The following is a 24,393-nucleotide window of genomic DNA, read 5'->3' on the forward strand; positions in this document are numbered from 1 at the left end:
CCCCCGAAGTTTCGCCCCGTCCCTCGGCCTGCCCGGGGTTGTGGCGCATCGTCGCCGCGCGCGATGGTGGCATCTGCCGGATCAAACTGCCCGGTGGCCTGCTGCTGGCCGACCAGGCCGATGCCGTGGCCGACGCCGCCGAGCGTTTTGCCGGAGGCGTGATCGAGGCGACCAACCGAGCCAATCTGCAGATTCGCGGCATCGGTGATGATCACCGGGGCCTGGTCGAGCATCTGCTGGCCGCAGGGCTCGGCCCGCGTGATGCGGCCGGTGACGATGTGCGCAATCTCATGCTCAGCCCATTGGCCGGGCTCGATCCGGCGATGGTGTTCGACACCCGACCGTTGGCCGGGCAGATTCTCGACCTGCTGGAAAGTACACCCAGGTTCCACAAGCTGTCGGCCAAGTTCGCCATGCAACTCGATGGCGGCGAAGCGCTGGCGATGCTCGAGCACGCCCATGATCTGTGGCTGTCCGCGATGCAACGCGAAGGACGGATCTGGTTGCGGTTCGGGCTCGCTAGCAGCCTGTCGAATAGCCAGGCGCTGGGCGCGGTGCCGGTGGAGCAGGGGCTGGCGTTGGTGCGCGCGGTGCTGGAGCGCTTCCTCGACCTGGCGACGCCCGAGCAGTCGCGCATGCGTCAATTGCTGCAGGTGTGCCCGCTGGGGCACTTCCTTGAAGGGCTGCCCCTGAAAATCGACACCTCATTGCTGGTTTGGCAGCGCCCGGCAACGACAAGTGCCTGGCTGGGCCTGTTGCCCCAGCGCCAGGGCGTGGCCTTTGGCGTCGCGCCGCCCCTCGGACGCCTGACCCCGGCCATGCTGCGCGGCGCCGCCCATGTCGTCCGCCAATGGGGCGATGGCAGCTTGCGCCTGACGCCTTGGCAAAGCCTGGTACTGACCAACCTGAACCCGGCCCATGTGGAGCCTGCCCGCGAACACCTTGCAGCCCTGGGCCTGCTGTGTCACAGCGAGCACCCGCTGGCGCGGGTCGTCGCCTGCACCGGCTCCGGCGGCTGCGCCAAGGGCCAGGCCGACACCAAGGCCGATGCCGTGACCCTGGCCGGCTTGCTGCACCACGGCGCCCCAGGCAGCGTGCACCTGTGCGCCTGCCCACGTTCCTGCGCCATGGCCCACACGGCCCCGGCCACCCTGCTGGCCCGCGCCCCGGGCCGCTATGACCTTTACTTGCGCGATGCGCGCCAGCCGGGCTTCGGCAGGCTGCGCGGCGCCGACCTCACCCCAGAAGAAGCAGGCGCCATGCTCGACCTGCCGACGGAGCACCTTGATGATTGACTACATCCGCGATGGTCAGGAGATCTATCGCAATTCCTTCCGCATCATCCGCGAGGAAGCCCGGCTCGAGCGGATCCCCGCCGATCTTGAAAAGCTCGCCGTGCGCGTGATCCATGCCTGCGGCATGGTCGAAGCCATCGATGGCCTGCAGTTCTCCGAAGGCGCCGGCAGTGCCGGCCGCGAGGCCCTGGCCAAGGGCGCGCCGATCCTCTGCGACGCGCACATGGTCGCCGAAGGCATCACCCGCGCCCGTCTGCCGGCCAACAACCCGGTGATCTGCACCCTGCGTGACCCGAGCGTGCCGGACCTGGCCAAGGCCGAAGGCAACACCCGTTCCGCCGTGGCCCTGGAGCTGTGGCGCCCGCATCTGGAAGGCAGCGTGGTGGTGATCGGCAACGCGCCGACCGCGCTGTTCTACCTGCTGGAAATGCTCGATGCCGGCGCACCGAAACCGGCGTTGATCCTCGGCTTCCCGGTCGGCTTCGTCGGCGCCGCCGAATCCAAGGCCATGCTTGCTGCCGACAGCCGCGGCGTGCCGTTCGTGATCATGCAGGGCCGCCTGGGCGGCAGCGCGATGGCCGCCGCGGCAGTCAACGCCCTGGCCACGGAGGTGGAATGATGCAGGCACGCGGACGACTGCTGGGCCTGGGCGTGGGCCCGGGCGACCCCGAGCTGATCACGGTCAAGGCCTTGCGCCTGCTGCGCGAGGCGCCGGTGGTGGCGTACTTCGTCGCCAAGGGCAAGCGCGGCAACGCCTTCGGCATCATCGAGGCGCACCTGCAAGCCGAACAGACCTTGTTGCCGCTGGTGTATCCGGTGACCACCGAGGCGCTGCCGGCACCACTGTCCTATGAACAGGTGATCAGCGACTTCTACGACGAAGCCAGCGTGCAGGTGGCCGAACACCTGGATGCCGGCCGTGACGTGGCGGTGATCTGTGAGGGCGACCCGTTCTTCTACGGCTCCTACATGTATCTGCATGATCGCCTGGCCTCGCGCTATGAGGCCCAGGTGATCCCGGGCGTGTGCTCGATGCTCGGCGGCGCCTCGGTGCTCGGAGCGCCGCTGGTGTATCGCAACCAGACCCTCACCGTGCTTTCCGGCGTGTTGCCCCATGAGGAACTCAAGCGCCGTCTGGCCGATGCCGACGCCGCAGTGATCATGAAACTGGGACGCAACTTCCCCAAGGTGCGCCAGGTGCTCGCCGAGCTGGGCATGGATAGCCGTGCGCTGTACGTGGAGCGGGCGACCATGGCCAACCAGAAGATCGTCGCGCTGGACGAGGTCGACCCACAGTCCTCGCCATACTTCTCGCTGATCATCGTGCCGGGTGAGAAATGGCAGGGATGAACAAGGCTCCGGCAATCGTCATTCTCGGCCCGGGCAGCCTGGCCACCGCGCGGCGTATCCAGGCCTGTTATCCACAGGCGCTGATCCATGGCCTGGAAGGGCGCGTGGAAGGGGCCGACGTATACTACGCAGCATTTGGCGACACCCTGCGTGCGCTGTACCAGCAGGACACACCGATCATCGCCCTGTGCGCGGCGGGTATCGTCATTCGCACCCTGGCGCCGTTGTTGAGCGAAAAAGGCGTGGAGCCACCGGTGCTGGTGGTGGCCGAGGACGGCAGCGCCGTGGTGCCGCTGCTCGGTGGCCTGGGTGGGGTCAATATCATGGCACGAGAGATCGGTGAGGCGCTGGGTGTGAGCGCGGCGATCACCACCAGTGGCGAACTGCGCTTCGGCACCTGTCTGCTCAACCCGCCCGAGGGTTACGCACTGGCGGACCTGGAGCAGGGCAAGCGCTTCGTCTCCGACCTGCTGGCGGGCGAGGCGGTGCGTGTCGAAGGTGACGCGCCGTGGCTCGAACACGCGCAGCTGCCCGCCAGTGACGAGGCGCAGCGCACTATCCACGTGGGCAGCGCACTGCGTCCGGCCAGCCGTGACGAACTGCTGATCCATGCGCGTTGCGTGGTGGTGGCGGTCACGGCCGGTAGCGCCGACCTGGCGCACCAGGTACGCGAGGAACTGCTGCGGGCGAACATCGCCGAGCCCGCGCTGGCCTGCCTGCTGGCGAGCGAAGCCGAGATGGCGGAGCCGGCCCTGCACGAAGCTGCACGGGCACTGAATGTTGCCCTGCGCTTCGCCCCGGCTGCCGAAAGCCTGGAGCGAATGCTGGCTGATGCAGTGCCGCAAGCGCGTGTAGGTTCGTCGGCGGGGCTCGCCCACGGTGTTTGCGCAGCACCTGTCGACATCGACCGCGTTGGCCGTCGCCGTGGTCGCCTGGCCGTGATCGGCCTGGGCCCTGGTGCCGCCGAGCTGATGGTGCCGGCGGTCAAGGCGGAGCTGGCGCGTGCGCAGGATGTGCTGGGTTACGAAACCTACGTGCGCATGGCCGGCCCCTTCCGCGACGATCAGGTGCTGCACTGCACCGACAACCGCGAAGAGATGCAGCGTGCTCGGCATGCCTTCGAGCTGGCGGCGCAAGGGCGTTCGGTGGTGGTAGTGTCATCGGGCGATCCGGGCGTGTTCGCCATGGCCGCCGCGGTGCTCGAAGCGCTCCACGAATCCAGTGACCCGGCCTGGCAGCGCGTCGAGCTGGAGATCCTGCCTGGCGTCTCGGCCTCGCTGGCTACCGCCGCCCAGGCGGGGGCGCCACTGGGCCACGATTTTTGCGTGATGTCGCTGTCGGACAACCTCAAACCCTGGTCGATCATCGAGAAGCGCCTCGACCTGGCGGCCCAGGCGGATCTGGTGCTGGCGTTCTACAACCCGATCTCCAAGGCCCGCCCTCATCAGCTGGGTATGGCGCTGGAGGTGGTACGCCGCCATCGCGGTGCAGGCACCCCCGTGGTGCTGGGCCGTGATATCGGCCGGCCAGGGCAGACCCTGCGCGTGGTGACCTTGGGCGAGCTGCTGCCGGAGATGGTCGACATGCGCACCATGGTGCTGGTCGGCTCCTCGACCACCTGCACCTTCCCCCGTACCGATGGCGGCCAGTGGGTGTACACGCCGCGCTGGTACCCCGCCAAGCCCTGAGCGGAGCCGGGGTCAGGGCAGCAGGTAGCCCTTGATCCCGGTGAAGATGATCTGCGCCGCCAGGGCGCAGACGAACAGCCCCATCAGGCGGCTGACGATCTGCAGGCCCTGGTCGCCGAGGATCCGCTCGATACGGTGCGAGAGGTACAGCACCAGGCCCACGGTGAAGCTGGCCAGGGCGATGCTGACGATGGCCAGCAGCTTGTCGTCCCAGTGCGGTTGGCCCACGCCCATCACCAGCAATGCACCGATGGTGCCGGGGCCGACGGTGAGCGGAATGGTCAGCGGCACGATGGTCACGTCCTGCTGCACGTTGTCGGTCTGCACCGCCGACTTGCCCTGGGCCATGCCCAGCGCCGAGATGAACAGCACCGAGCCTGCGCCGATGCGGAAGGCGTCGGCGGTGATGCCGAATACCCCGAAGATCACCCGACCGAACAGGTACAGCAGCACGCTGGCGACCAGCGTGGCAATGGCTACCCGCCAGGCCAGTTGCTTGCGTTCCTTGCTGGAGTGGCCGCGGGTCAGGCCGATGAAACATGAGAGCACGAAGAACGGGCTGTAGAGCACGAGCATTTTCAGGTAAACGCTGAACAACTCATGGAGCATGGCGCTGGGTCCGCGGCGGGAATGGGTGGCACCTGTATAGCACGGAACCTGTAGCAGCGGCTTCAGCCGCGATCACCCGCGAAGCGGGTGCCAGATTCTGTGGTGGCTACCTCGCGGCTGAGGTAGCGCCTACAGGATCTGCGTGGTGTCGTCGGACACCGCCTGCCGCTGCCCCGCCCAGAACTGCACCAGCTCGCGCAACTGCGACAGCTCCACCGGCTTGGCCATGTGCCCGTCCATGCCGGCCAGGCGCGCGCGTTCCTTGTGTTCGTTGAGGATGTGCGCGGTCAATGCCACCACCGGGGTACGCGGGCGCTGGTTGGCGCTTTCCCAGGCGCGCAGCTGCTGGGTGGCGGAGAAACCATCGAGCACCGGCATCTCGCAGTCCATCAGCACCAGGTCGTAGTGCTTGGCCTTCATCGCCTGCAAGGCCTCTTCACCATTGCTGGCGGTATCGGGTTCGAGGTTGAGCTTGCCGAGCATGCCGCGGATGACCTTGGTCGAGATGCTGTTGTCCTCGGCCACCAGGATGCGGAAGTCGCCGGGAAGGTCCAACGGCACCGGGGTGCCGACCGGCAGCGGCGGCGCGGCCTGCTCGCGACCGCGCAGGGCGAGCTCCTCGGCCAGGGTGGTCTTGAGCGTGTAGCCGGCCACCGGCTTGGCGAGGATGCGCTTGACCCCGGCGTTGCGGGCGATGATCTTGCTCGGCGCATTGCTGATGCCGGTGAGCATGACCACCAGGATGTCGTGGTTCAGGCTCGGGTCTTCCTTGATCTTCGCTGCCAGTTGCATGCCGGTCATGCCGGGCATGTTCTGGTCGAGCAGCACCGCGTCGAAATAATCGCGCAGGTGCGCCTTGGTGCGCAGCAAGGCCAGCGCCTCCTTGCCCGACGGCACCGCGCTGACGTTCATGCCCCAGGCGCTGCATTGCTGCACCAGCACCTTGCGGCAGGTGTCGTTGTCGTCCACCACCAGTACCCGGGCATCGCGCAGCGGGCCGTCGAGGTCGGTGGGCGGCTGCTCCAGGCGCAGCGGGTCGAGCGGCAGGGTCAGCCACAGGGTGTTGCCCATGCTGGTGCTGGTCTTGATGCCGAACTCGCCCTGCATCAGGCCGATCAGTTGCTTGGCGATCACCAGGCCAAGGTGGCCACCGAGTTTGTTGCTGGAGAGGAAGTGGCGACTGTGCAGCTCGGCCTGCAGCAAGGCGTCACGCTCGGCCGGCGGCATGGGCTCGCCGCTGTCCTGCACGGCGATGCGCAGGCGTGGGCTGTCGCCGCGCTGGTCGAGGGCCACCACCAGCAGGATCTCGCCCTGGCTGGTGTTCTTCAGGGCGTTGTCCAGCAGACTCGACAAGGCCTGGCGCAGGCGTGTCGGATCGCCGCTGACGACCCGGGGCACCTGGGGCTGGGTGAAACTGATCAGCTCGATGTTCTGCTGTTCGGCCTTGGCCCGGAAGATGTTCAGGCAGTCCTCGATCAGGGCATTGAGGTCGAACTGCACGTCGTCCAGCTCGATCTGCCGCGACTCGAGCTTGGAGATGTCGAGGATTTCGTTGATCAGGGTGAGCAGTTCGTTGCCGGCGCTGTGGATGGTCTGCACATAGTCGCGCTGCTTGACCGACAGCGGCGTGCCCAGCAGCAACTCGGTCATGCCCAGCACGCCGTTCATGGGGGTGCGGATCTCATGGCTGATCTTGGCCAGGAACTCGGCCTTGGCGTTGATCTCGGCATCGCTGGCGGCCAGGGCGCGGCTGGCGCGAAAGCGCTCCTCGCTGATCCGGCGCAGGCGCTCGCTGACCGCGAGGTTGAGCAGCAGGCCGCTGACCACGGTCAGCGCCATGAGGATGCACAGCAACCAAGGCGTGGAGGTGCGGGTGAGGCCCAGCAGGGCCGGCAACAGCACCAGGCCGCCGAGGTTGAACACCAGCATCGCCACGGCGAACAGGCGCGCCGGGCCGTAGCCCTTGTACCAGTGATAGCCGCTGACCAGCAGCATGCTCACGCTGCCCAGGGCGAGCAAAGCGTAGGTCATCAGGTTCAGCGGCAGGGTGTCGACGAACAGCAACACCAGGCCGCTGACGGCGGCCACCAGCATCTCCAGGTGCAGCAGGCGGTTGAGCCGCGCCGAACTGCAGGGGGAGAAGAAGTGCAGGGTGAAATACAACCCGGCCAGGCCTGCCAGCACCAGCGTCAGGTAGGCCGCCGGGGTCTGCGCGCTGTGCCACAGGTGCCACCATGGCCCGCTGAGGTTTAGCAGGATCAGCGCGCTGAGCAACATCAGGCCGTGGTACAGCGCCAGCACCAGCGTGGTACTGGAACGCGTGTAGGCAAAACGGATCAGGTTGTGCAGGATCAGCATCACCAGGCCACCGAACAACAGGCCGAACAGCAACGACTGGCGCTGGTCGGCGGCGGCGTGGGCGGTGGTCTCGACAGTGATGGCCGGGCGCAGTTGGTGTTCGGAAACCAGCCGCAGGTAGATATCCAGCGGTTGGTTGCTGTGCGGCAGTGGCAGCACGTGGTCCCTGCCGCGCAGGGTGGGGCTGAGGCCGTCGCCCTGCCGGCCGTGGTGCAACTGGCGCAGCAATTTGCCGCCTTCCAGGGCGTAGAGGTCCAGGCGTGACAGGTCGGGGGCGAAAATACGAACCAGTTGTTCCTGGTCGCTCGGATCCAGACGGTAGTGCAACCACAGGGCCTGGTCGGGGAGGGCGGCATCCAGTTCTTCGAGGGCCAATGGGCTGAACTGGTTGCGGTAGCGCTCGGAGCGCACGTCGGACAGCTGCAGGTTGGCCTGCTCATCGAGCAGCGCCGACCAGCCCGCGGCCTGTTCGGCGTGCGCCGGGAGCAGGCAGAGCAGGGTCAGCAGACTGACGAACAGGGCTATGGCAATCCGAAGCCGACGCACGACGAAATCCCTTCTTAGCTAATGTGCCGGATAACCACTATGCGCGGCGCGCCAAGGCGAAGGCAAGGCCCCGGCGGGGCCTTGACGACGAGCCGAAGGCCGTGCGCCGGGAGCGCCACGACCGTCGGCTGCACTTTTACTGCTGCTCACCGCGCTCGCGGGCGATGGCCCGGTAGCCGATGTCGTTGCGGTAGAAGCTGGCGTCCCACTTGACCTGCTCGGCCAGGCGGTAGGCCTGCTGCTGGGCAGCCTCGACGGTGTCGCCCATGGCGGTGGCGCACAGCACGCGGCCGCCGGCGGTGACCACCTGGCCGTCCTTCAGTGCGGTGCCGGCGTGGAACACCTTGCCTTCCAGCTTGGCGGCGGCGTCCAGGCCGCTGATCACGGCGCCCTTGGCGTAGTCGCCCGGGTAACCACCGGCGGCCAGCACCACGCCCAGGCTCGGGCGCGGGTCCCATTGCGCTTCGACCTTGTCCAGGGCCTTGGCAAAGGCTGCTTCGATCAGCAGCACCAGGCTCGACTCCAGGCGCAGCATGACCGGCTGGGTTTCCGGGTCGCCGAAGCGGCAGTTGAACTCGATGACCTTGGGGTTGCCCGCCTTGTCGATCATCAGGCCGGCATACAGGAAGCCGGTGTAGACGTTGCCTTCCTCGGCCATGCCGCGCACGGTTGGCCAGATCACCTGGTCCATCACGCGCTGGTGCACGTCGGCGGTGACCACTGGCGCTGGGGAGTAGGCACCCATGCCGCCGGTGTTCGGGCCGGTGTCCTGGTTGCCGACACGCTTGTGATCCTGGCTGGTGGCCATTGGCAGCACGTTGTGGCCATCGACCATGACGATGAAGCTGGCTTCCTCGCCGTCGAGGAACTCTTCGATCACCACGCGCGAACCGGCTTCACCGAAGGCGTTGCCGGCAAGCATGTCGCGCACGGCGTCTTCGGCTTCCTGCAGGGTCATGGCGACGATTACGCCTTTACCGGCGGCCAGGCCGTCGGCCTTGATCACGATCGGCGCGCCTTTCTCACGCAGGTAGGCCAGGGCCGGCTCGATCTCGGTGAAGTTCTGGTAGTCGGCAGTCGGGATCTTGTGGCGGGCCAGGAAGTCCTTGGTGAAGGCCTTGGAGCCTTCCAGCTGGGCCGCGCCCTTGGTCGGGCCGAAGCAGTCCAGGCCACGGCTGCGGAACAGGTCCACGACACCGATGACCAGCGGCGCTTCCGGGCCGACGATGGTCAGGTCGACGTTCTTCTCGGCGAAGTCGGCCAGTTGCTCCAGGGCAGTGACGTCAATGGCGACGTTCTCGCACTTGGCTTCGCTGGCGGTGCCGGCGTTACCCGGCGCCACGAAGATTTTCTCGACCCGTGGGTCCTGGGCGACTTTCCAGGCCAGGGCGTGTTCACGACCGCCGCTGCCGATGATCAAAACTTTCATGTCAAAACCTCGAAATCTGTCGAACGAGAGGCAGCGCCCCTCGCTGTACGAGGTCGCACTGAAACAGGTAGATGCAAGGCGGGGACGGTTCCGATGAGCGCAGTTGCCTTATGGCAATGAGCATCAGCGGAACCGGCCCCAACGCAGCAGATGCCTGCTTCAGTGCGGCCGATTGCCATAATCAGTGGCGGAAGTGGCGCATGCCGGTGAATACCATGGCGATACCGGCCTCGTCGGCGGCGGCGATGACTTCGGCATCGCGCATCGAGCCACCTGGCTGGATCACGGCGCTGATACCCACTTTAGCCGCGTTGTCGATGCCATCACGGAACGGGAAGAACGCATCCGAGGCCATTACCGCGCCCTGCACTTGCAGGCCGGCATGCTCGGCCTTGATCGCGGCGATGCGCGCGGAGTTGACGCGGCTCATCTGGCCAGCGCCGACGCCGATGGTCTGGCGCTGCTTGGCGTAGACGATGGCGTTGGACTTGACGAACTTGGCCACTTTCCAGGCAAACACCAGGTCGTGGATTTCCTGCTCGGTCGGCGCACGCTTGGTGACGATCTTCAGGTCGTCGGCAGTGATCATGCCGATATCGCGGCTCTGCACCAGCAGGCCACCGTTGACGCGCTTGAAGTCCCAACCGGCGGCGCGCTCGGCTGGCCACTCGCCGCACTCCAGCAGACGCACGTTCTGCTTGGCGGCCACGACTTCGCGGGCGGCCTGGGAGATTTTCGGGGCGATGATCACTTCGACGAACTGGCGCTCGACGATGGCTTTGGCGGTTTCGCCATCCAGCTCGCGGTTGAAGGCGATGATGCCGCCGAACGCCGACTCGGTGTCGGTGGCGTAGGCCAGGTCGTAGGCCTTGCGGATACCGCCTTCGTCTTCAGGCACCACGGCCACGCCGCACGGGTTGGCGTGCTTGACGATGACGCAGGCCGGCTTGACGAAGCTCTTCACGCACTCCAGCGCGGCGTCGGTGTCGGCCACGTTGTTGAACGACAGCTCCTTGCCTTGCAGCTGGATGGCGGTGGAGATGCTGGCTTCGCCTTTCTTGGCCTCGACGTAGAACGCCGCGCTCTGGTGCGGGTTCTCGCCGTAGCGCATTTCCTGGGCCTTGACGAACTGGCTGTTGAAGGTGCGCGGGAACTCGCTGCGGTCTTCGGTGGACAGGGTGTCCTTGGCCTGGTCGATGGTGCCCATGTAGTTGGCGATCATGCCGTCGTAGGCGGCGGTGTGCTCGAAGGCCTTGAGCATCAGGTCGAAGCGCTGGGCGTAGGTCAGGCCGCCGGCTTTCAGGCCTTCGACAATGCCGGCGTAATCGCTGGCGTTGACCACGATGGCCACGTCCTTGTGGTTCTTCGCCGCGGAACGGACCATGGTCGGGCCGCCGATGTCGATGTTCTCGATGGCGGTCGGCAGGTCGCAGCCCGGCTTGCTGATGGTGGCTTCGAACGGGTACAGGTTGACCGCGACCAGGTCGATCGGCTTGATGCCATGCTCGTTCATGATGGCGTCGTCGGTGCCGCGACGGCCCAGGATGCCGCCGTGGATCTTCGGATGCAGGGTCTTGACCCGGCCGTCCATCATTTCGGCGAAGCCGGTGTAGTCGGCCACTTCCACCGCGTTGACGCCGTTGTCCTTGAGCAGCTTGTAGGTGCCGCCGGTGGACAGGATCTCGACACCGAGCTGTTGCAGCTCACGGGCGAATTCGAGGATACCGGTCTTGTCGGAGACGCTGATCAGGGCGCGGCGGATCGGCAGGCGGGTAGTCTGGTCGGTCATTTCAGATTCCATAACGCGGTGGAGTCAGCAAAAAAGGCGCCTCTTTGCATGAGCGCCTTTTTGGTTGGGGTTCTGGCCTTACAACAGATCGTACTGCTTGAGCTTCTTGCGCAGCGTGCCTCGGTTGAGCCCGAGCATCTCGCTGGCCTTGGTCTGGTTGCCCTTGACGTAGTTCATCACGCATTCGAGCAGCGGCGCCTCGACTTCCGAGAGCACCAGGTTGTACACGTCCGTGACGGTAGCGCCTTCCAGGTGGGCGAAGTAGTTGTGCAGTGCCTTCTCGACGCTGTCGCGCAGGGTCTGGCCCTCTTCGCTCGGCGTGTTCAGGTGCTGCTTGAGGTTGGCGTTGTCGCTCACGGGCGTTGTTCCACTCACTAATGTCTCGGTCATCATCGTCATGCGGCCACCCCTTGTTCGTCCTCTGTCCCAAGGCTCTGTCGACGTTCGGCGAAAAACGCCTGAACGTTGGCGCACTGCGCTTGTGTGTCTTGCAAAGCGTTGAACTGGCTGCGGAACTCCTTGCCGCCAGGTCGGGTTGCCAGGTACCAGCCAACGTGCTTGCGGGCGATCCGCACGCCCATCACATCGCCATAGAAGGCATGCAGCGCGGCCAGGTGCTCCAGCAGAATGCGTTCTACTTCGTCCAGCGCCGGGGCGGGCAGGTGCTCGCCCGTGCGCAGGTAATGCTCGACCTCGCGGAAAATCCACGGCCGCCCCTGGGCGGCACGGCCGATCAGCAGGCCGTCGGCGCCGGTGGCATGCAGCACCGCCCGGGCCTTTTCCGGCGAGGTGATGTCGCCGTTGGCGAATACCGGGATCGACACCGCCTGCTTGATCGCGGCGATGGTGTCGTACTCGGCGTCACCGGTGTACAGGTCGGCGCGTGTGCGGCCATGCACCGCCAGCGCCTGGATGCCGGCCTGTTCGGCGATCTTCGCCACGTTCAGGCCATTCTTGCTCGCCCGGTCCCAGCCGGTGCGGATCTTCAGCGTCACCGGTACGTCCACGGCGCCGACGACGGCATGGAGGATTTCGGTGACCAAGGCTTCATCTCTCAATAAAGCAGAGCCTGCGGCCTTGTTGCAGACTTTTTTCGCCGGGCAACCCATGTTGATATCGATGATCTGCGCGCCGGCCTCGACGTTGGCCCGGGCCGCCTCGGCCATCATCTGCGCGTCGCCACCGGCGATCTGCACCGAGCGTGGCTCGGGATCACCTTCGTGGATGCGGCGCAGGCTCGACTTGCGGCTGTTCCACAGGCGCATGTCGCTGGAAACCATCTCCGACACCACCATGCCCGCGCCAAGGCGTTTGCACAGCGTTCGGAAAGGTTGGTCCGTGACGCCGGCCATGGGGGCCAGGATCAGGTTGTTCTGCAGTGTGTAAGGGCCGATGCGTACCGCCGACATAGGTGTTCCCTGTTGTGGGGCCGAATCATTGGAGTTCGAAAAAGGGATGGCATGATACCCGCTCTCGATGACCGGATAAAGATGAATCTGGATAAAATCTGAACAGTTGCGGCGTTATGACACCCAGTGCCAAGTGGCGAGCTTCAAGCTGCAAGAGGCCTGCAGACAGCCTTTTATCTGCGGCTTGAAGCTTGCCGCCTGTCGCTTATTCCGGCGAACGGAAGCTCAGGCTGTAGTTCACCGCCTTCGGCCCAGGGTCGAGGATGTCCAGGGCGATGTGGATCGGCGTCTGGCTGGGCATCTCGCCGCGCCCGGCCAGCTCGCCCGACAGGTACTCGCTGGGCTTGAAGCGCCGGCTGGCGATCAACTGGCCGTTGAGGTCGGCGAAGCGCAGCTCGAGCAGCGGGAAGGGCTGGGCGAAGGGCGCACGGTTGTAGATGATCGCGTCGACGATCAGCGCCCCTTTGAAATCCGGGTGGCTGCGCACTACCAGGTTGCTGCTCTTGATCCGCGAGATGTCGACGCGGGTCGGCACCTGGCAGCCGAACATCGGGCACAGCTGCTGGAACCAGGGGCGGTACTGGTCCTGGCGGGCCATTTCGTCGAAGTGGAACCAGATGTACTGGAATGCCAGCAAGCCCGCGGCCAGCAGGGTCAGGAGACCCCACAACAGGCGCCTGCCCCAGTTCGGGGCTGGCTTTTCCCAGCCCAGCTGCAACGGGTCGTCGACCACGTCGACCAACGGCTCCTTGCGCGAGCGCTCGGGCTTGGCGGCCAGGCTCGGTTCCAGGCGCTGTCCGGGATGTTCGTCGGGGTCATCGTCGCGGGCCGAGAACGGCGCGCCGTGCACCTCGTCGTCGAGCGCCGAAAGGCCCTTTTCCGGCAAGGGTTCGTCATGGCTGGGCAGTTGCTGCGAGGGTTCGTCGAGTGGCTGATCGCGCACTGGCGGCCCATCGTCCAGCTCGAGGCGGGTGGTGCCGAGGGTGGGCTCGGTGCGCTCGTCGGCGGCCGGTGCCAGGTCCAGCGGCTCCTGCTCGACCAGCATCGGCGCGTCCTCGCGCTCCTGCGCCGGCTCACGGTCGCCGTCAGTGGCCGTGCCGAACGGTTCATCGCCAGGCCCATCACCGAGCTGATCGTCGCGGCGGGCCTGCAGCATGCCCTTGGCCGGGGCTGCGCGCCGATCACCCGGGCTGCGCCGTTCAAGGCGCGCCAGTTCCTGGTCGAGGTCGAGGGCATCCAGTTCCTCGGCGGTCACCGTCCAGTTGTCCTCGCTCGGTGCCGGCGGGGCGGCCTCCGGCTGCACGGCTACGGGCGCTGGCACGGCCGGCTCGGCTGCCGGCACCGGCGCACGGGTATCGCCTTCGCCCGCCGCGGCGCGGTTCTGCTCCAGCAGTTGTTTCGCCGCGTTGAACACCTGCAGGCATTGGCCGCAGCGCACCACGCCGCGGGCCACGCTCAACTGGTGATGGGTGACGCGAAAGCTGGTCTGGCAATGCGGGCACTGGGTGACGAAACTGTCGGTCATGCGGCTGTCCGGGAAGCTGTGCAGGAGATGAGTCTAGGCGCGCTTAGCGGCGGCGACCACTGATACGTACCCAGCCGTCGCGCACGACGATCGGGTCCAGGTCGAAGTCGGCGGCATAGGCAGCGGCCACTTCCTCGCCCTGTTCGGCGAGGATGCCCGACAGCGCCAGCAGGCCGCCGGGGCGCACCAGGCCGGACAGCTGCGGCGCCAGCGCTACCAGCGGGCCGGCCAGGATGTTGGCCACCAGCACGTCGGCCTGCATCGCCGGCATCTGCTCGGGCAGGTACAGGTCGAACGTGTCGTCGGCAATGCCGTTGCGCTGGGCGTTGTCACGGGAGGCCTCGATAGCCTGCACGTCGATGTCGGTGCCGACCGCGTGGCGGGCGCCGAGCAGCAGCGCGGCAATGGCCAGGATGCCCGAGCCGCAGCCGAAGTCGAGCACTTGCGTGTCTTGCAGCTGCTGGCCGTCGAGCCATTCCAGGCACAGCGCGGTGGTCGGGTGGGTGCCCGTGCCAAAGGCCAGGCCCGGGTCGAGCAGCAGGTTTACCGCGTCCTTTTCCGGGGCTTCGTGCCAGCTCGGCACGATCCACAGGCGCTGGCCGAAACGCATCGGCTGGAAGTTGTCCATCCAGCTGCGCTCCCAGTCCTGGTCCTCGATCACCTCGGCGTGGTACTCGGGGAGCTCGGCGCCGGTCAGCAGGCGCAGGTGGGCGAACACCTGCTCGGGCTCGGCATCGGCCTCGAACAGCGCCAGCAAGTGCGTGTGCGACCACAGCGGGGTGGTGTTGAGGTCCGGTTCGAAGATCGGCTGGTCTTCGGCGTCCATGAAGGTCACCGAGACAGCACCCACTTCAAGCAGGGCGTCTTCGTAGGTTTCGGCTTGTTCCGGGCTGATGGCCAGGCGTACTTGCAGCCAGGGCATGGCGGGCACCTTTGGTAAATCGACAGGGGCAGCCCGAGGCTGCGCGAAAAGGCCGCCAGTTTACTTGAGTGCGTGGGGTTTGTGCAGAAGTCGCATGCCGGCATGCGCCATACCTGTAGGAGCAACTGGCTTGTTTGCCTGTACCGGCCTCTCGCCGGCAAGCCGGCTCCCACAGGATGGCACATTGCTTTGGGCTAGCGCGGTCGGGGTGGGAGCCGGCTTGCCGGCGAGAGGCCGGTGCGAGAAAGCCCTGCCCTCAGAGACTGCGCGCCCGCGTCACCCGGTCCACCAGGTAGACCAGCCCGTGATAGTCGATGCCACTGTGGCTCGACAGGCCGATCTCACAGGTGCGGCTGGTGGAGATCCCCTCGCTGCAATACTGCACCGCGTCCTTGAGCGTGCGCAGCGAATGGGCGTTGAGCTCCGGTGTGGTGAAGCCCTTGTCGCCGGCGAAGCCGCAGCAATGAATGCCTTCGGGGATCACCACCTGCTTGCTGCAGCGCCGCGCCAGGTCGATCAGCGCCTGGCTTTCGCCCAGGTGCTGGGTGCTGCAGGTCACGTGTACCGCGACGGGCTCGTCCTGGGGGGTGAACTCCAGCTTGTCGACCAGGTGGGTGCGGATGAAGCGTACCGGGTCGTACAGGTCCAGCCGCGATTCGCCCAGGTCCTGCACCAGGCGCAGGGTGCAGGGGCTGGTGTCGCAGTAGATCGGGTCGAGGCCGCCACGGCTGGCGTGCAGCAGCGCGTTGATCAGTTCCTGGCGCTTGTGCTCGGCTTGTTCGGGGTAGCCCTTGGAGGCGAACGGCTGGCCGCAGCACAGGCTGTCGGCGTTGTCCGGGAACACTACCTGATAGCCGGCCTTCTCCAGCAGGGCGCGGGTCTTGTCCAGCAGCGAGCTTTGCTCGTGGTCGGCATAGGCCGGGCCCATCACCCGCGAAACACAGGCGGCCAGATAGACTACGCGAGGGCGGTCGTCGTGGTTTGCAGTGCGGAGCTCGACGGCCCGCAACGGCTGTGGCATGGCGGGTGTCCACTGTGGCAGGCGGCCTTTGCTGGCCTTGCTCAGGCGGGCGCTGAGCCGACTCATGCGTGGGGCACCGAGCAGCTTGCGCGCGCTATTGGCGGCGGCCAGCGTGAAGCGGGCACCGCGCAGGGTGGCGTGGAAATGTTCGGCCAGCCAGTCGGCGGCCTTGCCGTGCTCGGCCGCCTGCCCGCGCAGCTTCTTCACCAGCTCGCCAGTGTTGATGCCCACCGGGCAGCGCTGGGCGCACAGGCCGGTGGCGGCGCAGGTGTCGATGCCCTGGTACTGGTAGGTGCGCAGCAGTTCGCGGGTATCAACGCCGGCGCGTTTCTTCGCCTGGATGTCGCGCCACATGACGATGCGCTGGCGCGGGCTCAAGGTAAGCCCTTTCGACGGACATACCGGCTCGCAGAAACCGCACTCGATGCACTTGTCGACGATCTCGTCGGCGGCCGGCAGCGGCTTGAGGTTCTTCAGGTGAATGTCGGGGTCCTCGCTCAGCACCACATCGGGGTTGAGTATGCCGTTGGGGTCGAGCAGGCGCTTGAGCTTCCACATCAGCTGGTAGGCGTCATGCCCCCATTCCAGTTCGACGAAGGGCGCCATGTTGCGCCCGGTGCCGTGCTCGGCCTTGAGCGAGCCGCCGAATTCCACTGCCACCAGCTGCGCCACGTCGTCCATGAAGGCCTGGTAGCGCGCCACTTCCTCGGCGCTGTTGAAGCCCTGGGTGAAGACGAAGTGCAGGTTGCCTTCCAGGGCGTGGCCGAAAATGATCGCCTCGTCGTAGCGGTGCTTGTCGAACAGCTGGATCAGGCGGTTGACGCCTTCGGCCAGTTGCTCGATGGGGAAGGTCACGTCCTCGATGATCACCGTGGTGCCGGTCTGGCGCACGGCGCCGACGGCGGGGAAGGTGTCCTTGCGGATCTTCCATAGCTGGTTGTACACCGCCGGGTCTTCGCTGAACGCGACCTTCTGCTCCAGCGGGTAGTCGTCGATGGACGCCATTACCTGCTCGAGTTGCTCGTGCAGCAGGCTCTGGCTGGCCGCGCGACATTCGATCAGCAGGGCGCAGGCGTTGGCCGACAGGTCCTTGACCCACGCCGGCATGCCCGGCATCTCCTGCACCGAGCGCAGGCTGCGACGGTCGAGCAGCTCCACGGCGGAGACGGGCTGGCGCTTGAGCACGGTCACGGCGCGGCAGCAGCTTTCGACGCTGGGGAACACCAGCAGCGCGCTGGCCTTGTGCGGGTGGTCGGGCACGGTGTCGTAGGTGACGGCGCTGATGAAACCCAGGGTCCCCTCGGAGCCGACCAGCAAGTGTTGCAGAATATCGAGCGGCTGGTCGTAGTCCACCAGTGCGTTAAGCGAAAGCCCCGTGGTGTTCTTCAGCCGGTACTTGTGCCGGATGCGCTCAGCCAGCGTGGTGTTGGCGCGGGTCTCGCGGCCAAGGCGGGCCAGTTCGTCCAGCAGGCTGGCGTGGCTTTGCTCGAATGCGGCGACGCTGGCCGGGTCTTCGCTGTCCAGGCGGGTGCCATCGGCCAGCACCAGGCGCAGACCGGCGAGGGTGTGGTAGGTGTTCTGCGCGGTGCCGCAGCACATGCCGCTGGCATTGTTGGCGACGATGCCGCCGATCTTGCAGGCGTTGATCGACGCCGGGTCCGGGCCGATCTTGCGCCCATAGGGGGCCAGCCAGGCATTGGCCTGGGCGCCGATCACGCCGGGCTGCAGGCGGATCTGCTCGCCGTGGTTGCGAATCTCCCGGCCATTCCAGTTGTCGCCGAGCACGATCAGCACCGAGTCGCTGATGGCCTGGCCGGACAGGCTGGTGCCGGCAGCGCGGAAAGTCACCGCTACCCGGTCACGCTGGGCCAGCTGGATCAGCGCGACCACTTCGTCCTCGGACTCCACGCGCAGCACCAGCTTGGGGATCAGCCGGTAGAAGCTGGCGTCGGTGCCGAAGGCCAGGGTCGAAGTCGGGTCGTCGAAGCGGCGCTCGGCGGGGATCAGGCGCTCGGCATCACGCAGGAACGCGGCGGGCAGGCTCATGCAGTCTCCTCGCGGGGCCGCGGCGTCTGGTGCGCGGCGTGCCCCGGGTAATCAGGCGTTGGCGGGCGCGCTCAGGCGCCCAGTTCGCGGACCAGCGAGTCTTTGCTGATCTCGCCGATGGACTTGGCGCCGGTCAGCACCATGGCCACGCGCATTTCTTTCTCGAACAGCTCCAGCAGGTTCTTCACCCCGGCCTCGCCGTGGGTCGCCAGGGCATAGAGGAAGGCGCGGCCGATCAGCACGGTGTCGGCGCCCAGGGCGATCATGCGCACCACATCGAGGCCGCTGCGGATGCCGGAGTCGGCGAGGATCTTGATATCGCCCTTCACCGCGTCGGCGATGGCCGGCAGCGCACGGGCGCTGGACAACACGCCGTCGAGCTGGCGGCCGCCGTGGTTGGAGACGACGATGCCGTCGGCGCCGAACTTGACCGCGTCGCGGGCGTCATCGGCGTCGAGGATGCCCTTGATGATCATCGGGCCGTCCCAGAATTCGCGGATCCACTCCAGGTCTTTCCAGGAGATGGACGGGTCGAAGTTGTTGCCCAGCCAGCCGATGTAGTCGGCAAGGCCCGTGGGGTTGCCGCGGTAGGCGGAGATATTGCCCAGGTCGTGGGGGCGGCCCATCACGCCGACGTCCCAGGCCCATTGCGGGTGGGTCATGGCTTGCAGCACGCGGCGCAGCGGGCCGTTGGCGCCGCTCATGCCGGAGTGGGCGTCGCGATAGCGGGCGCCGGGCACGGGCATGTCGACGGTGAACACCAAGGTCTTCACGCCGGCCGCTTTCGCACGCTCCAAGGCGTTGCGCATGAAGCCGCGGTCTTTCAGGACATACAGCTGGAACCACATTGGCCGGTCGATGGCCGGGGCCACTTCTTCGATCGGGCACACCGATACCGTCGACATCGTGAACGGAATGCCATGGGCCGCCGCTGCGCGTGCCGCCTGCACCTCGCCACGACGGGCGTACATGCCGGTGAGGCCGACCGGGGCCAGGGCCACGGGCATGCTCAGGGTCTCGTCGAACAGTTTTGTCTGCAAGCTCAGCTCGGACATGTTCTTCAGTACGCGCTGGCGCAAGGCGATGCCGGCAAGGTCCGAGACATTGTGGCGCAGGGTGTGCTCGGCGTAGGCGCCGCCGTCGGCGTAGTGGAACAGGAAGGGAGGCAGCTTGCGTTGGGCCGCGGCGCGATAGTCGGTGGAGGCGGAAATGATCATGGATTCTCGCAGCGTGGGTTGAAGGAGATGCCGGGCGCGCAGTGGCGCCCGGGCCCTTTCACTTTAGTGATGAACCAGCATGCCGGTCAGCCAGTAAGCCTGCACCAGGGTGATCAGGCCGACGATGGTGGCGAAGAACAGGCTGTGCTTGACGGTGAAGCGGAACAGGTCGGATTCCTTGCCGACCAGGCCGGTGGCCGCGCAGGCCACGGCGATCGACTGCGGCGAGATCATCTTGCCGGTCACGCCGCCGCTGGTGTTGGCCGCCACCAGCAGGGTGTCGCTGACGCCGATCTGGTGCGCGGTGGTGGCCTGCAGCGAGCTGAACAGGGCGTTGGACGAGGTGTCCGAGCCTGTCAGGAACACGCCCAGCCAGCCGAGGAACGGCGAGAAGAACGGGAACGCCGCGCCGGTGCCGGCCAGCACCAGGGCCATGGTCGAGGACATGCCCGAGTAGTTGGTGACGAAGGCGAAGGCCAGCACCATGCCGATCGACAGGATCGGCCAGCGCAGTTCCCAGAAGGTTTCTTTGAAAGTGGTCAGACCAGTTTTGAAGTTGATCTTCAACACCCACATCGAGATCAGTGCCGATAGGAAGATCGCGGTGCCGGTGGCGGAGATCGGGTCGAGCTTGAACACCGCCGGCATGGCGGTGGGCGCTGTGACGATTGGTGCGGTCTTCACCACCAGCTGGTCGAGGTGCGGGATGGCGAAGTTGAACACGAAGTTGTACATCGCGCCGCCCGGGGCGAAGGCTGCCTTGAATGGTTTCAGGGTCCAGATGGTGACCAGCACGGTGAGGATCAGGAAGGGTGACCAGGCCTTGAAGATCTCGCCAAAGCTGTACGGGCTCGGTTGGCTGCCGCTCGACTGCACGACGGCGGCGCCGACGCTGCCCTTGGCCTCGGCGAACGCGCGCTTGGGCTGCCAGACCTTGAGGAACAGGGTCAGGGCGATCAGGCTGGCCAGGGCCGAGGTGATGTCGGGCAGCTCCGGGCCGATGAAGTTGGAGGTGAAGTACTGGGTGACGGCGAAGCTCAGGCCGGCCACCAGGGCGGCAGGCCAGGTCTCTTTCACGCCGCGCACGCCGTCCATCATGAACACCAGCCAGAACGGCACGAACAGCGACAGCAGCGGCAGCTGGCGTCCGGTCATGGCGCCGATGTGGAAGGCGTCGATGCCGGTTACCTGCCCGGCCACGATGATCGGGATACCCAGGGCGCCAAAGGCCACCGGGGCGGTGTTGGCGATCAGGCACAGGCCGGCGGCATACAGCGGGTTGAAGCCCAGGCCCACCAGTAGCGCGGCGGTGATGGCCACCGGTGCGCCGAAGCCGGCCGCGCCTTCGAGGAAGGCGCCGAAGCAGAAGCCAATCAGCAGCACCTGCAGGCGCTGGTCGTCGGTGATCGACAGCACCGAGCTGCGGATGACCTCGAACTGGCCACTCTTGACCGTGAGTTTGTAGAGGAACACCGCGGCAACGATGATCCAGGCAATTGGCCAGAGGCCATAGAGGAAGCCGTAACCCGCAGCGGCCAGGGCCATGTCGACAGGCATCTGGAAGGCGAAGATCGCCACCAGGATCGACAGCGCCAGGGTGATGCTGCCGGCGACGTGGCCCTTGAGGCGGAACACGGCGAGGGCAAGGAAGAAGAACACGATTGGGATGACCGCCGCCAGCGCGGACAGGCCAAGGCTACCAAGCGGGGTATAGAGTTGTTGCCAGGTTTGCATATGGGGTGGCCCCTAATTGTTGTTGGTCAAGGCACTGGCATTGGATAATTGGTAAGACCAATTTACAATGGCTGGTCGCTAGGTTAAAAGCGCAGCAGCGGGTGTGTCAATTTGTCCTGGGGGAAACTTTGGTCGGACGCCGATGAGCGGGCATCTGAATAGCTGGGAAAAACGCCGCCTGATGGGTGTCGGCGCAAGCCGGATAGGCGCAGAATAGGCGCCCCCGGATTCGCATCCCCGGGGTTCGTGGAGAGCATGTGATGGTTTTTGATCAGGTCCGCCAGCGGCGCCTGTCCGACGACATCGTCGATCGGTTGGAAGGGATGATTCTCGAAGGCACCCTCACCTCGGGTCAGCGCCTGCCGGCCGAGCGCGCCCTGGCCGAGCAGTTCGGCGTGTCGCGCCCGTCGCTGCGCGAGGCGATCCAGAAGTTGGTGGCCAAGGGCTTGCTGGTCAGTCGCCAGGGCGGCGGCAACTATGTGGCCGAGTCATTGGGCTCGACCTTCAGCGACCCCTTGCTGAAACTTCTCGAATCCAGTCCCGAGGCGCAGCGTGACCTGCTGGAGTTTCGTCATACGCTGGAGGCGTCCTGCGCCTACTACGCGGCGCAGCGCGCCACCGAGCCGGATCGCGAGCGGCTGAAGACTGCGTTCGACGCCTTGCAGGACTGCTACAACCGTGTCGGTGAAGTGGACCGGGCGGAGGAGGGCGCGGCGGATGCGCGCTTCCATCTGGCCATTGCCGAGGCCAGCCACAACGCCGTGCTGTTGCACACCATTCGCGGGTTGTTCGACCTGCTCAAGCGCAATGTGGTGACCAACATTGGCGGCATGTACCAGCAACGCACGGAGACCCGCGACATGCTGATCAGCCAGCATCGCGAGTTGTATCTGGCGATTGTCGAGGGGCGCGCGGAGGACGCGCGGGAGGTGTCCAGCCGGCACATCCTGTATGTGCAGGAGGTGCTGCAGGAGGCGCAGCAGCAAGCGCAGCGGGTGGCGCGTGCGGAGCGGCGCAGCGGACGCTGATTCTGGACTTCGTGGGAGCGGGCTTGCCCCGCGATCGCGCTAGCAGGGGCAGCAGTACTGCCTGGCCTGGCGCTATCGCGGGGCAAGCCCGCTCCCACGGGAAAGGTCAGGCCGAGCCCTACTCTTCCTTGCCCTTGTTGCGCATCGTGCGCTGCAGCTCGCGGTTGGAGTCGCGCTCGCGCACGGTATCGCGCTTGTCGAACTCCTTCTTGCCCTTGCCGAGTGCGATCTCGCACTTGATCAGGTGCTTGCTCCAGTACAGCGACATCGCCACGCAGGTGTAGCCCTTCTGCGCCACGGCCGCTTCCAGGCGCTCGAGCTCGCGCTTGTTCAGCAGCAGCTTGCGGGTGCGGATGGGGTCGGCGATGACGTGGGTGCTGGCGGTGTTCAGCGGGGTGATGTGGCTGCCGAACAGCCAGGCTTCGCCATCCTTGAGCAGCACGTAGCTGTCGGTCAGGTGCGCCTTGCCGGCCCGCAGGCTTTTTACTTCCCAACCGGACAGGACCAGCCCGGCCTCGAACTTGTGTTCGATGAAGTAATCGTGTCGCGCTTTTTTGTTCTGCGCGATGGTCCCGGTCGGATGCTTCTTTTGTTTAGCCATAGGGGCGGCATTATAGGCAGTCGCCGCGTCCTCGGCTACGGGGTTTAGCTGCGCTTGAGCCTGTTGTGTGAATCCCGGACAATGCAACCCACGCTCTGCCGCGCAGAGCCGTTTTCAAGGCGCTGACAAGCGCTGCCGCCCAGTTTGGAAGTGACGCCTGGATGACTACCCATATTCAACGCTCCGCTCTGCTGCCGTACCCTGCCCAGGCGCTCTACGACCTGGTCAACGATGTGGCGAGCTACCCGGAGTTCCTGCCCTGGTGCTCGGCGTCCACGGTGCTCGAGACCAGTGACACGCACATGCGGGCAAGGCTGGAAGTGGCCAAGGGGGGCATGAGCCAGCAGTTCGTCACGCGCAATGTGCTGGTGCCGGGGCAGTCGATCGAGATGAACCTGGAGGAGGGGCCGTTCACCCAGTTGCACGGGCTGTGGGTGTTCAAGCCGTTGGGAGAGAAGGCCTGCAAGATCAGCCTCGACCTGTCGTTCGACTACGCAGGTGCCCTGGTGCGGGCCACCTTGGGGCCGCTGTTCAACCAGGCGGCCAACACGATGGTCGATGCCTTCTGCCAGCGGGCCAAGCAGCTCAATGGTTGAGGGCGCGCGTGGCAGGTGAGCAAGCCCCGCCATTCATGCAGGCAATAAAAAGCCCGGACAAGCTCCGGGCTTTTTAGTATCGGCGCATTTACTGCGGCGAAGTTTCCAGCGGTGCTGGTGTCGGCACCGGGGTGGTCTCGACGTTGTCGATTTCCTTTTGCAGCGAGTCTTCCAGCGAGCCTGGCTTGGCTGGCTTCTCGGGTTGGCTCGGCTGCTTGTCCGGGTTGACCGTGGTGTCACCGCTGCCACCGAGGATTTCCTGGTCGCGGCTGACGCCTGGCATGAAGTCGCCAGAAAGGTTGACCAGTTGATCGTTCTCGTTGAAGAAGATGCTCATGCGCTCTTGCTGGCGCTGGCCGCCGCCAGGCTGCAGGCTGTAGAGATAATCCCAGCGATTGGTGTGGAAGGTATCCTGCAGCAGGGGGTTGCCCATGATAAACCTTACTTGTCGGCGGGTCATTCCCGGGCGCAATTGGTCTATCATGTCCTGCGTGACGACATTGCCCTGCTGGATGTCGATTTTGTAAACCCCGGGAAACGAGCAACCGGCGAGTGCGAGCAGTCCCACTAGGGTGAGGCTGGTTAGCAAGAGCTTGGTGTTTTGCATCGGTGGGCGACTTCCACTATCTTGGCTGGACAACGTAAACCCCGATCATACCCGTATTAAGAGAAGCTGCGAAGCAGCATCGGCGAGAAAGCTGACCATGGTTGAAAATAGCGAATTGCGCAAAGCGGGCCTCAAGGTAACCCTGCCTCGAGTAAAGATTCTTCAGATGCTCGACTCCGCCGAGCAGCGTCACATGAGTGCCGAGGATGTGTACAAGGCGCTGATGGAAGCTGGCGAAGATGTCGGTCTGGCGACCGTGTACCGCGTACTGACCCAATTCGAAGCGGCGGGCCTGGTGGAACGCCACAACTTTGATGGCGGCCACGCGGTGTTCGAGCTGGCGGATGGTAAGCACCACGATCACATGGTCAACGTGGACAGCGGTGAAGTCATTGAATTCTTCGATGCCGAAATCGAGAAGCGCCAGAAAGAGATCGTTGCCGAGCATGGCTTCGAACTGGTGGACCACAATTTGGTGCTGTACGTGCGTAAAAAGAAGTAACGATTTAATCGTTACTGACGACAAAGGCGACCTTCGGGTCGCCTTTGTGCTTTGTAGGGGGCTGACGAAGGCGCTGGCTTTGCTGGCCTCATCGCTGGCAAGCCAGCTCCCACAGGTGTGG

General features: G+C 65.7%; 20 protein-coding genes. 7 read left to right on the forward strand and 13 right to left on the reverse strand.

Annotated elements, in window-relative coordinates; genetic code table 11:
- The 4 genes from cobG to cobJ form a co-directional block, all read left to right on the forward strand.
- Nucleotides 1–1,295, forward strand: a 1,295-nt coding sequence (gene cobG / locus AC3WL2_RS16360) for a precorrin-3B synthase (RefSeq protein WP_256583141.1), incomplete at its 5' end; no start/stop codon positions are given.
- A complete protein-coding gene (locus AC3WL2_RS16365; protein WP_046854044.1) occupies nt 1,288–1,914 on the forward strand; it encodes a precorrin-8X methylmutase in 627 nt (208 codons plus the stop codon). The genes cobG and AC3WL2_RS16365, both read left to right, overlap by 8 nt.
- The gene (locus AC3WL2_RS16370; RefSeq protein WP_102683173.1) at nt 1,911–2,645 is read left to right on the forward strand and encodes a precorrin-2 C(20)-methyltransferase; all 735 of its coding nucleotides are present in this window, start codon (nt 1,911–1,913) and stop codon (nt 2,643–2,645) included. The genes AC3WL2_RS16365 and AC3WL2_RS16370 overlap by 4 nt, the downstream gene beginning before the upstream one ends.
- Nucleotides 2,633–4,333, forward strand: coding sequence for a precorrin-3B C(17)-methyltransferase (gene cobJ / locus AC3WL2_RS16375; RefSeq protein WP_102683174.1), 1,701 nt, complete (start codon nt 2,633–2,635; stop codon nt 4,331–4,333). Before AC3WL2_RS16370 ends, cobJ begins: the two co-directional genes overlap by 13 nt.
- 12 nt (nt 4,334–4,345) lie before the next feature.
- Here cobJ and AC3WL2_RS16380 read toward each other — a convergent pair whose 3' ends face one another.
- The 11 genes from AC3WL2_RS16380 to AC3WL2_RS16430 form a co-directional block, all read right to left on the reverse strand.
- Nucleotides 4,346–4,942: a MarC family protein gene (locus AC3WL2_RS16380; RefSeq protein ID WP_023633040.1), complete on the reverse strand. Its 597-nt coding sequence runs from the start codon at nt 4,940–4,942 to the stop codon at nt 4,346–4,348.
- A gap of 129 nt (nt 4,943–5,071) precedes the next feature.
- Nucleotides 5,072–7,846 (reverse strand): hybrid sensor histidine kinase/response regulator, encoded by a 2,775-nt coding sequence (locus AC3WL2_RS16385; RefSeq protein WP_102683175.1) that lies wholly within the window; start codon nt 7,844–7,846, stop codon nt 5,072–5,074.
- Between the two features lie 136 nt (nt 7,847–7,982).
- The gene (gene purD / locus AC3WL2_RS16390; protein ID WP_038706875.1) at nt 7,983–9,275 is read right to left on the reverse strand and encodes a phosphoribosylamine--glycine ligase; all 1,293 of its coding nucleotides are present in this window, start codon (nt 9,273–9,275) and stop codon (nt 7,983–7,985) included.
- A 181-nt stretch (nt 9,276–9,456) separates the two neighbouring features.
- On the reverse strand, nt 9,457–11,064 hold the full coding sequence (purH, locus tag AC3WL2_RS16395; protein ID WP_023630842.1) for a bifunctional phosphoribosylaminoimidazolecarboxamide formyltransferase/IMP cyclohydrolase: 1,608 nt from the start codon (nt 11,062–11,064) through the stop codon (nt 9,457–9,459).
- Between the two features lie 78 nt (nt 11,065–11,142).
- Nucleotides 11,143–11,463 carry a DNA-binding transcriptional regulator Fis gene (gene fis, locus AC3WL2_RS16400; protein ID WP_011535876.1) on the reverse strand — a complete coding sequence of 107 codons (321 nt, stop codon included), beginning with the start codon at nt 11,461–11,463 and terminating at the stop codon, nt 11,143–11,145.
- A complete protein-coding gene (gene dusB, locus AC3WL2_RS16405; RefSeq protein ID WP_102683176.1) occupies nt 11,460–12,473 on the reverse strand; it encodes a tRNA dihydrouridine synthase DusB in 1,014 nt (337 codons plus the stop codon). The genes fis and dusB overlap by 4 nt, the downstream gene beginning before the upstream one ends.
- Nucleotides 12,474–12,678: 205 nt before the next feature.
- A complete protein-coding gene (locus AC3WL2_RS16410) occupies nt 12,679–13,998 on the reverse strand; it encodes a DUF3426 domain-containing protein (protein WP_102683177.1) in 1,320 nt (439 codons plus the stop codon).
- A 43-nt stretch (nt 13,999–14,041) separates the two neighbouring features.
- Entirely contained in the window at nt 14,042–14,920 is an 879-nt protein-coding gene (prmA, locus tag AC3WL2_RS16415; protein WP_102683178.1) for a 50S ribosomal protein L11 methyltransferase, read from the reverse strand.
- Nucleotides 14,921–15,176: 256 nt separating this feature from the next.
- Nucleotides 15,177–17,987: an FAD-binding and (Fe-S)-binding domain-containing protein gene (locus tag AC3WL2_RS16420; RefSeq protein WP_102683179.1), complete on the reverse strand. Its 2,811-nt coding sequence runs from the start codon at nt 17,985–17,987 to the stop codon at nt 15,177–15,179.
- 71 nt (nt 17,988–18,058) lie between these two features.
- Nucleotides 18,059–19,204, reverse strand: a complete 1,146-nt coding sequence (gene lldD, locus AC3WL2_RS16425; RefSeq protein ID WP_102683180.1) for an FMN-dependent L-lactate dehydrogenase LldD — start codon at nt 19,202–19,204, stop codon at nt 18,059–18,061.
- 63 nt (nt 19,205–19,267) lie between these two features.
- A complete protein-coding gene (locus AC3WL2_RS16430; RefSeq protein WP_102683181.1) occupies nt 19,268–20,938 on the reverse strand; it encodes a lactate permease LctP family transporter in 1,671 nt (556 codons plus the stop codon).
- A 260-nt stretch (nt 20,939–21,198) separates the two neighbouring features.
- On the opposite strand from AC3WL2_RS16430, the gene AC3WL2_RS16435 reads away from it, so the two are divergent.
- Nucleotides 21,199–21,966, forward strand: coding sequence for an FCD domain-containing protein (locus tag AC3WL2_RS16435; protein WP_102683182.1), 768 nt, complete (start codon nt 21,199–21,201; stop codon nt 21,964–21,966).
- Between the two features lie 118 nt (nt 21,967–22,084).
- Here AC3WL2_RS16435 and smpB read toward each other — a convergent pair whose 3' ends face one another.
- The gene (gene smpB / locus AC3WL2_RS16440) at nt 22,085–22,567 is read right to left on the reverse strand and encodes an SsrA-binding protein SmpB (protein WP_023629355.1); all 483 of its coding nucleotides are present in this window, start codon (nt 22,565–22,567) and stop codon (nt 22,085–22,087) included.
- Nucleotides 22,568–22,728: 161 nt separating this feature from the next.
- Between smpB and AC3WL2_RS16445 the strand changes: the two genes are divergently transcribed.
- Entirely contained in the window at nt 22,729–23,163 is a 435-nt protein-coding gene (locus tag AC3WL2_RS16445; protein ID WP_102683183.1) for a type II toxin-antitoxin system RatA family toxin, read from the forward strand.
- Between the two features lie 88 nt (nt 23,164–23,251).
- On the opposite strand, the gene AC3WL2_RS16450 is transcribed toward AC3WL2_RS16445, so the two are convergent.
- A complete protein-coding gene (locus AC3WL2_RS16450) occupies nt 23,252–23,770 on the reverse strand; it encodes an outer membrane protein assembly factor BamE (RefSeq protein WP_046854057.1) in 519 nt (172 codons plus the stop codon).
- Nucleotides 23,771–23,867: 97 nt separating this feature from the next.
- On the opposite strand from AC3WL2_RS16450, the gene fur reads away from it, so the two are divergent.
- Nucleotides 23,868–24,272 (forward strand): ferric iron uptake transcriptional regulator, encoded by a 405-nt coding sequence (gene fur / locus AC3WL2_RS16455; RefSeq protein WP_028691268.1) that lies wholly within the window; start codon nt 23,868–23,870, stop codon nt 24,270–24,272.
- The last annotated feature ends 121 nt before the right edge of the window (nt 24,273–24,393 follow it).

The sequence above is a fragment of the Pseudomonas sp. FW305-96 genome (genome assembly GCF_058783825.1).

Bases quoted from the DNA above. Each gene is read 5' to 3' on its own strand.
- fis (WP_011535876.1), bottom strand. From the start codon at position 11,463: ATGACGATGATGACCGAGACATTAGTGAGTGGAACAACGCCCGTGAGC.
- AC3WL2_RS16420 (WP_102683179.1), bottom strand. From the start codon at position 17,987: ATGAGCCTGCCCGCCGCGTTCCTGCGTGATGCCGAGCGCCTGATCCCC.
- purD (WP_038706875.1), bottom strand. From the start codon at position 9,275: ATGAAAGTTTTGATCATCGGCAGCGGCGGTCGTGAACACGCCCTGGCC.
- AC3WL2_RS16435 (WP_102683182.1), top strand. From the start codon at position 21,199: ATGGTTTTTGATCAGGTCCGCCAGCGGCGCCTGTCCGACGACATCGTC.
- AC3WL2_RS16370 (WP_102683173.1), top strand. From the start codon at position 1,911: ATGATGCAGGCACGCGGACGACTGCTGGGCCTGGGCGTGGGCCCGGGC.
- cobJ (WP_102683174.1), top strand. From the start codon at position 2,633: ATGGCAGGGATGAACAAGGCTCCGGCAATCGTCATTCTCGGCCCGGGC.
- AC3WL2_RS16410 (WP_102683177.1), bottom strand. From the start codon at position 13,998: ATGACCGACAGTTTCGTCACCCAGTGCCCGCATTGCCAGACCAGCTTT.
- lldD (WP_102683180.1), bottom strand. From the start codon at position 19,204: ATGATCATTTCCGCCTCCACCGACTATCGCGCCGCGGCCCAACGCAAG.
- AC3WL2_RS16445 (WP_102683183.1), top strand. From the start codon at position 22,729: ATGACTACCCATATTCAACGCTCCGCTCTGCTGCCGTACCCTGCCCAG.
- dusB (WP_102683176.1), bottom strand. From the start codon at position 12,473: ATGTCGGCGGTACGCATCGGCCCTTACACACTGCAGAACAACCTGATC.
- AC3WL2_RS16450 (WP_046854057.1), bottom strand. From the start codon at position 23,770: ATGCAAAACACCAAGCTCTTGCTAACCAGCCTCACCCTAGTGGGACTG.
- purH (WP_023630842.1), bottom strand. From the start codon at position 11,064: ATGACCGACCAGACTACCCGCCTGCCGATCCGCCGCGCCCTGATCAGC.
- fur (WP_028691268.1), top strand. From the start codon at position 23,868: ATGGTTGAAAATAGCGAATTGCGCAAAGCGGGCCTCAAGGTAACCCTG.
- AC3WL2_RS16380 (WP_023633040.1), bottom strand. From the start codon at position 4,942: ATGCTCCATGAGTTGTTCAGCGTTTACCTGAAAATGCTCGTGCTCTAC.
- AC3WL2_RS16365 (WP_046854044.1), top strand. From the start codon at position 1,288: ATGATTGACTACATCCGCGATGGTCAGGAGATCTATCGCAATTCCTTC.
- prmA (WP_102683178.1), bottom strand. From the start codon at position 14,920: ATGCCCTGGCTGCAAGTACGCCTGGCCATCAGCCCGGAACAAGCCGAA.
- smpB (WP_023629355.1), bottom strand. From the start codon at position 22,567: ATGGCTAAACAAAAGAAGCATCCGACCGGGACCATCGCGCAGAACAAA.
- AC3WL2_RS16430 (WP_102683181.1), bottom strand. From the start codon at position 20,938: ATGCAAACCTGGCAACAACTCTATACCCCGCTTGGTAGCCTTGGCCTG.